General features: G+C 61.5%; 8 protein-coding genes and 1 pseudogene. 6 read left to right on the top strand and 3 right to left on the bottom strand.

Annotated elements, in window-relative coordinates:
* Positions 1-40: 40 nt before the first annotated feature.
* Genes HT737_RS24965 through HT737_RS24975 form a run of 3 tightly spaced genes read right to left on the bottom strand, consistent with a single transcriptional unit; the run spans position 41 to position 1,424 of the window.
* Positions 41-256: a DUF1289 domain-containing protein gene (locus tag HT737_RS24965; RefSeq protein WP_182404200.1), complete on the bottom strand. Its 216-nt coding sequence runs from the start codon at positions 254-256 to the stop codon at positions 41-43.
* Positions 253-777, bottom strand: coding sequence for a gamma carbonic anhydrase family protein (locus HT737_RS24970; RefSeq protein ID WP_047292730.1), 525 nt, complete (start codon positions 775-777; stop codon positions 253-255). Before HT737_RS24970 ends, HT737_RS24965 begins: the two co-directional genes overlap by 4 nt.
* A 47-nt stretch (positions 778-824) precedes the next feature.
* On the bottom strand, positions 825-1,424 hold the full coding sequence (locus HT737_RS24975; RefSeq protein WP_007967803.1) for a CoA pyrophosphatase: 600 nt from the start codon (positions 1,422-1,424) through the stop codon (positions 825-827).
* 146 nt (positions 1,425-1,570) lie between these two features.
* Between HT737_RS24975 and HT737_RS24980 the strand changes: the two genes are divergently transcribed.
* The 6 genes and pseudogenes from HT737_RS24980 to HT737_RS25005 form a co-directional block, all read left to right on the top strand.
* The gene (locus tag HT737_RS24980) at positions 1,571-2,122 is read left to right on the top strand and encodes an NUDIX hydrolase (protein ID WP_047292729.1); all 552 of its coding nucleotides are present in this window, start codon (positions 1,571-1,573) and stop codon (positions 2,120-2,122) included.
* 91 nt (positions 2,123-2,213) lie between these two features.
* Positions 2,214-2,729 carry a murein L,D-transpeptidase family protein gene (locus HT737_RS24985; RefSeq protein ID WP_041063109.1) on the top strand — a complete coding sequence of 172 codons (516 nt, stop codon included), beginning with the start codon at positions 2,214-2,216 and terminating at the stop codon, positions 2,727-2,729.
* Between the two features lie 283 nt (positions 2,730-3,012).
* A complete protein-coding gene (locus tag HT737_RS24990; protein ID WP_095669242.1) occupies positions 3,013-3,744 on the top strand; it encodes a GntR family transcriptional regulator in 732 nt (243 codons plus the stop codon).
* A 30-nt stretch (positions 3,745-3,774) separates the two neighbouring features.
* A pseudogene (gene nagA, locus HT737_RS24995) lies at positions 3,775-4,883 on the top strand (N-acetylglucosamine-6-phosphate deacetylase).
* Entirely contained in the window at positions 4,864-5,886 is a 1,023-nt protein-coding gene (locus HT737_RS25000) for an SIS domain-containing protein (protein WP_121183832.1), read from the top strand. The pseudogene nagA and the gene HT737_RS25000 overlap by 20 nt, the downstream one beginning before the upstream one ends.
* A gap of 328 nt (positions 5,887-6,214) precedes the next feature.
* Positions 6,215-7,016 (top strand): GntR family transcriptional regulator (locus tag HT737_RS25005; protein ID WP_306287264.1); only part of this gene is annotated, 802 nt, incomplete at its 3' end.

The following is a 7,016-nucleotide window of genomic DNA, read 5'->3' on the forward strand; positions in this document are numbered from 1 at the left end:
GTGACGGAGCTTGCCGCAGGCTGCGATCTTTTGATCTTCGCTACTTGTTGGGGGGCGCCGGGATCATCCACACCAACCCACTCGCCTTCGCCCGCTCATGACACAACTCGAGCACCACCCGCCGCTCGTCGTTGGTCATGCGGCCCCAGCGGGTGATCTCCGCGACCGTGCGCTGGCAACCGGTGCAGATATCGTCCTCATCCAGCGCACAGATATTCACGCACGGCGAGGCAACTGGTCTTTGGGGCGTGCTCATTCTTCCTGCTCTACCAGATCACGCGCATAGCGCTGGGAATTGTGCACATAGTGCGCGGCGCTGGCTTCAAGCATTTTCTTCTGTGGCTCGGTCAGTTCGCGCACGACCTTGCCCGGCGACCCCATCACCAGCGAGCCATCGGGGATTTCCTTGCCTTCGCCGATCAGCGAATTGGCGCCGATGATGCAGTTCTTGCCGATTTTCGCGCCGTTGAGGATCACCGCGTTGATGCCAATCAGGCTGTAGTCGCCAACGGTGCAGCCATGCAGCATGGCGTTGTGGCCGATGGTCACACCGGTGCCGATGGTCAGCGGAAAGCCCATGTCGGTGTGCATCACCGTGCCATCCTGGACGTTGCTGTTCTTGCCGATCAGGATCAGCTCGTTGTCGCCGCGCAGCACGGCGTTGAACCAGACGTTGGCGCCCTCTTCGAGTCTGACCTTGCCCACCAGCACGGCATTGGGTGCAACCCAGCTCTGCGGATGGGTGTCGACGCGGGCGTCGCCCAGGCGGTATTTCATCTTGTTTTCCTCAGGGCTCACGATGACGGGCCATTCGAGCGATGGCTTCAGGTGTTGATATAACTTTTGGGCGGGTGATGCAGGCTGATCTGTTCGTCATAGAGCAGATTGATCAGTTCGACGATCATGATAGCGGTCAAACCCCAGATCTTGAATTCGCCGTAGCGATAACTCGGCACGTACCAGCTGCGGCCCTGGTAATCGATACGGTGCGTGTGTTCGCGCGGGTCTTTGCGGAAGAACTCCAGCGGCACGTTGAATACCGCTGCGATCTCGGCATCGTTGGCCTGGTATTCGACGAAGTCGGGAATCACCCCGACATACGGCGTGACCTTGATGCCGTGCAGGGAGATCAGCGGGCTGAGCGGGCCGATCACCTCGACCAGCCCCGGTGGCAGGCCAATTTCTTCTTCGGCTTCGCGCAGGGCGGTGAAAATCAGGTCAGGGTCTTCGGGGTCGCGGCGACCGCCGGGAAAGGCCACTTCGCCGCCATGGGTCGAGAGGCCGCTGGCCCGCAGGGTCAGCACCAGCTCGGGCTCGTCACTGCGGGTGATCGGCACCAGAACAGCGGCCTCGGGGAAACGTTTATCGGTCTCCAGCGTGCGCGGTGTGTGGTTGCTTACCCTATGCAGTAGCTCGTCCAGCATGAGTGTTCTCGATCTGTGCCTTACCCTGCATCATGCACCAATCATTGCAGCCGCCCAAGCCCTTCGCCGGGCCATGTCGCGAAACGACAACTTGCCGACCGGCACCGCTGCACGCCAAGATAGGCGCAGCATTCAGGAACCCCAGCATGAAATTTTGCAGCCAGTGCGGCAACCCGGTGACCCAGCGCATTCCCGAAGGCGACTCGCGACTGCGATTTGTCTGTGACAGCTGTCAGACCATTCACTATCAAAACCCCAATATCGTCGCCGGTTGTGTTGCGACCTGGGGTCGCCAGGTGCTGCTCTGCCGCCGTGCTATCGAACCACGCCTGGGTTACTGGACGCTGCCCGCCGGCTTCATGGAAAACGGCGAGACCATCGAACAGGCCGCGATCCGCGAAACCGCCGAGGAAGCCTGCGCCCGAGTGCGCAATCTGAGCATCTATACCCTGATCGATGTGCCGCACATCAGCCAGGTGCATGTGTTCTTTCGCGCCGAACTGGCCGACCTGGACTTCGCGGCTGGCCCCGAAAGCCTCGAAGTGCAACTATTCGACGAAGCCGACATTCCCTGGGACGAGCTGGCTTTCCGCACCGTGGGGCGTACCTTAGAATGCTTCTTCGCTGACCGCCGCGCCGAAACCTACCCGGTTCGCTCCGAATCGATTCCGCCGCTGGCTCAGCCTGCCATTAGCTGACTCAAAAAATCCAAAGATCAAAAGATCAAAAGATCGCACCTTCGGCAGCTCCTACACTTAACGTTGCGTCACTCTTTGGGGAATTGTTTCAATGCGCTGGTTGTTTGCTCTGTTTTGCCTGTCATTCGTCTCAGTCTCCCAAGCGTCCTTCGTGACCACCGTGACGCCGTCGAACACCCCGCTGATCGAAAAAATCCTGGTGCTCAAATCGGCGCATCAATTGCAGTTGATTGCCGACGGCAAGCCGATCAAGACCTATCGGATTTCCCTGGGCAAGGGCGCGAAAAAGGGGCCGAAACTGATTGAAGGCGACAAGCGCACGCCGGAAGGTTTCTATTGGATCGACTGGCGCAAGGTCAGCGAGAAATTCAACCTGGCGATGCACATCTCCTACCCGAACATCAGCGATTCGGCCCGCGCCCGCCGCGAAGGCGTCGAGCCTGGCGGGATGATCATGATTCACGGCACGCCGGATTCGGAAGAAACCCCCGAAGACCTGTTCCACACCCTGGACTGGACCGACGGCTGCATCGCCATGCGCAACATGGACATGCGCGAAGTCTGGGGTCTGGTGCCGGACGGCACGATGATCGAGATTCGTCCTTAACCAGCGACCACTGGTCACCTGAAAAAAATAAATCAAAAGATCGCAGCCTGCGGCAGCTCCTACGGGGTTGATACCACTTCCCACTGTAGGAGCTGCCGCAGGCTGCGATCTTTTTGTTTTTTACAGCCCACCCCTAATACCACTTCAAACCACTAACCCCGAAACCCGCCATTTCATTGGGCTACACGCCAATTCACTGCGTTGACATGGTATTCAAGTGGTATTAATTTCCGCCCCACAAGCGAGCCACAACAATCCTATACTCGCGTCGGAAATGACCTACATGAACGACCTCCAGGCCCTACGCCCAGATGACTCCCAGCCGACGCCGCTGTACCTGCAGCTAGCGCGCAATCTGGAATCGGCGATCCATTCCGGGCAGTGGAAGGCCGAGCAGGCCATGCCCTCCGAGCGCAACCTCAGCGAGCAACTCGGGATCTCCCGGGTCACCGCGCGCAAGGCGCTGGAGGTGTTGCTCGATCAAGGTCTGATCCGCCGCTTGCAAGGTTCCGGCACCTTCATCACCCCACGCCTGGAACAACCGCTGTCACGCCTCTCGGGCTTCAGCGAAATGCTCCGCCTCAAGGGTTTCGTCCCCAGCTCGCAGTGGCTGGAGCGCGAAATCACCCTACCGACTCACGAAGAACTGATCCGCCTGAGCCTGTCGCCGAACGACAAGGTGGCGCGCATGAAACGCCTGCGCAAGGCCGACGACACGGTGATGGCCATCGAGATGAGCACCCTGCCCGCCTCGATCATGCCCAAGCCGCACCTGGTCGGCGATTCGCTCTACGAGTACCTCGACGGCATCGGTAAACCGATCGTCCGCGCCCTGCAGCACATCCAGGCGATCAACGCCTCGGAGGAGTTCGCCGCACTGGTCGGCATCGCCCCCGGCACCGCCATGCTGCTGATGACCCGGGTCGGCTATCTGGAAGACAACACGCCGATCGAAGTCACCGACACCTATTGCCGCAACGACTACTACGACTTTGTTGCAGAGCTTCGCCGCTGACCGGCAGCCAGGCCAAACGAGAGAAGCAAAATGTCCGAAGACAACATCCTCACCGCCAGCGGCTGGGTTCGCGGCCGGCTGATCCACGAACACGGCAAAGTCGTGTCGATCGAAGGCGTGCCCTGCGATCCGGCCGACAATGACCTGCCGTACCTGCTGCCGGGTTTCATCGACCTGCACGTCCACGGCGGTGGTGGCAAAGACATCATGGAAGGCGCCAGCGCCTTCGAAACCATCACCAAAACCCACGTGCGCTTCGGCACCACCTCGCTGCTGGCCACCACCATGACCGCGCCGAGTGCCGAGATCTCCAGCGTGCTGAAAGAGGTCGGCGAGTTCTGCGAACAGCGTCCGCACGGTGCCGCCCGCGTCCTCGGCGTACACCTCGAAGGCCCGTACATCAACCCCCGGCAAACTCGGCGCGCAACCGAATTTCGCCCACACCGCGTTGATGGCCGAAGTCGAGGAGTACCTGGCGCTGGCGCCGATCCGGGTGATCACCATCGCCCCGGAAATCGCCGGTCACGACGGGTTGATCCGCGAACTCAGCAGCCGCGGCATCCGCATGCAGATTGGCCACACCCTCGGCAGCTACGAGGAAGGCGTTGCCGCCCTCGATGCCGGCGCGACCAGCTTCACCCATTTGTACAACGCCATGAGCCCGCTGCATCACCGCGAGCCGGGCATCGTCGGCGCCGCGCTGGCCCACGCCAAATTCGCCGAACTGATCCCGGACTTGCTGCACGTGCACCCCGGCGCGATCCGCGTGGCCCTGCGTTCGATCCCTTGTCTGTACTGCGTCACCGATTCAACCGCCGCCGCCGGCATGCCCCGACGGTGAATACAAGCTCGGCAGCCACACCGTGACCAAATGCCTGGGCGGCGTGCGCCTGCCCGACGGCACGCTGGCCGGCAGCACCCTGACCATGGATCAGGCCCTGCGCAACCTGGTGAAGATCGGATTGCCGATCGCCGAGGCCTCGCAACGTCTTTCGCAATTCCCCGCCGACTACCTCGGCATCACCGAACGCGGGCGCCTGCAACCGGGCGCCTGGGCCGACTGCGTGCGGCTGGATCGCTCACTCACACTGACCGCCGTCATGGTCGAAGGAGAAGACATTGACTTCAAAAATGCTTGAAGAGGCGCTGTCCTCGTTCGAGGCCGTGCAAGCCCAACTGCAACAGCTCGACCCGCAGATGATCGAGATCGCCGGACGCCTGCGCCGTCAGCCGCCGCAAGTGGCAATGACCGTCGCGCGCGGCAGTTCCGACCACGCGGCGAGCTACTTCGCCTACCTGACCATGCAGCAACTGGGTGTGCCGGTGGCGTCGTTGCCGATGTCGGTGGTGACCATGCAGCAGGCACCGTTGAAGGTCAGCGGTCAGGTGGCGTTCGCGTTCTCGCAATCGGGGCAGAGCCCGGATCTGGTCAACAGCCTGCGTCTGCTGCGCAAGCGTGGCGCGCTGAGCGTATCGATGGTCAATGCCGCCGATTCGCCACTGGAAGCGGCGTGTGAATTCAGCCTGCCGCTGCTCGCCGGCACCGAAAGCAGCGTCGCCGCGACCAAGAGTTTCATCGCCACCCTCAGCGCCAGCGCCCGCCTGATCGCGCACTGGAAAGAAGACAACGAACTGCTGGAAGCGCACAACGCCCTGGCCGAAGGACTGCGCGACGCGGCGCAACAGGACTGGAGCAGCGCGATCGACGCCTTGCGCGACTGTGAACGGCTGATGGTCATCGGCCGTGGCGCCGGTTTTGCCATCGCCCAAGAGGCCGCGCTGAAGTTCAAGGAAACCTCGGCGATTCAGGCCGAAGCGTTCAGCAGCGCCGAAGTCCGTCACGGCCCGATGGCGCTGATCGACGCGCATTACCCGCTGCTGGTGTTCGCCCCGCGCGGTGCCGAACAGGCCGGCCTGATCAGCCTCGCGGCAGAGATGCGTCAACGTGGCGCCCGTGTGCTGCTCGCGGCACCGGACGACATCCTCGAGCGCGACCTGACCCTGAGCCGCGCCGAACACCCGGCCCTCGACCCGATTCTGGCGATCCAGAGCTTCTACGTGATGGCCGCCGGCCTGGCCGTGGCCCGCGGCATGAACCCGGATCAGCCGCGCCACCTGAGCAAAGTGACCCGTACGCACTGACCACTGTTTAGGCATGTAACCCGTGTAGGAGCTGCCGAAGGCTGCGATCYTTTTGATTTTGATGTTTGGAAGCAAGATCAAGAGATCGCAGCCTTCGGCAGCTCCTACATAAGAGCAGGTGTGCGCAAAAGCGGATTCTGCGATCAAGCCTAAACTCAATCGTAACGGATCGTTGCAATACAGCCGTGGTCACAAACAGCCATACAGTCGTGTTGCCACCATCCATTGTGTACAATCGCGCTGTTTTTTACGCGATACTTGCCAGCGACCTACTGTGCCGTATTACAGTCACGGTCTATTCGCCGCAGTTCTCCCGACTCGAGTGCCCATGAACGAACAGTTGCAACCCCTCAAGAAACAACCGCGAGCAGGCAAAGCCGGCCGCAGCGGAACCCAGGACGATATTGTCTACGCGCACATTTTCGAGGCGATCCTCGAACAGCGTCTGGCGCCCGGTACAAAATTGAGCGAAGAAGCGCTGGGGGAAATCTTCGGGGTCAGCCGCACCATCATTCGCCGCGCGCTGTCGCGTCTGGCCCATGAAGGCGTGGTGCTGTTGCGGCCGAACCGTGGCGCTGTCGTCGCCAGCCCGAGCGTAGAAGAAGCGCGGCAGGTGTTCATGGCCCGCCGTCTGGTGGAGCGCGCGATCACCGAATTGGCTGTGCAGCACGCCACCGCCGAGCAGATCGCCGAACTGCGCCAGATGGTCAACGACGAGCGCGACAGCTTCTCCCGCGGCGATCGTGGTGCCGGTATCCGTCTGTCGGGCGAATTCCACCTGAAACTCGCCGAAGCGGCGAAAAATGCGCCACTGATCAGCTTCCAGCGCAGCCTGGTCTCGCAGACCTCGCTGATCATCGCCCAGTACGAAAGCGGCAACCGCTCGCATTGCTCCTACGACGAGCACACCCAGTTGATCGACGCCATCGAAGCGCGCAACGGTGAGCTGGCGGTGGACCTGATGATGCACCACATGGACCACATCGACAGCAAGCTCAACCTCGATGAGGAAAGTGCGTCGGATGACCTGCATGCGGTGTTCTCGCATCTGTTGCAGACCAAGAAGCCTGGGCGCCCTGCGGCCAAGCTTTTAAAAGATCGCAGCCTTCGGCAGCGTCCTACAGGGGGAG

Source organism: Pseudomonas sp. MD195_PC81_125 (assembly GCF_014060985.1).
Classification (GTDB): domain Bacteria; phylum Pseudomonadota; class Gammaproteobacteria; order Pseudomonadales; family Pseudomonadaceae; genus Aquipseudomonas; species Aquipseudomonas parakoreensis.

What these genes read in the sequence shown, in the direction of transcription:
- HT737_RS24965 (WP_182404200.1), bottom strand. Translation starts at nt 256, where the DNA reads ATGAGCACGCCCCAAAGACCAGTTGCCTCGCCGTGCGTGAATATCTGT.
- HT737_RS24985 (WP_041063109.1), top strand. Translation starts at nt 2,214, where the DNA reads ATGCGCTGGTTGTTTGCTCTGTTTTGCCTGTCATTCGTCTCAGTCTCC.
- HT737_RS24980 (WP_047292729.1), top strand. Translation starts at nt 1,571, where the DNA reads ATGAAATTTTGCAGCCAGTGCGGCAACCCGGTGACCCAGCGCATTCCC.
- HT737_RS24975 (WP_007967803.1), bottom strand. Translation starts at nt 1,424, where the DNA reads ATGCTGGACGAGCTACTGCATAGGGTAAGCAACCACACACCGCGCACG.
- HT737_RS24970 (WP_047292730.1), bottom strand. Translation starts at nt 777, where the DNA reads ATGAAATACCGCCTGGGCGACGCCCGCGTCGACACCCATCCGCAGAGC.
- HT737_RS24990 (WP_095669242.1), top strand. Translation starts at nt 3,013, where the DNA reads ATGAACGACCTCCAGGCCCTACGCCCAGATGACTCCCAGCCGACGCCG.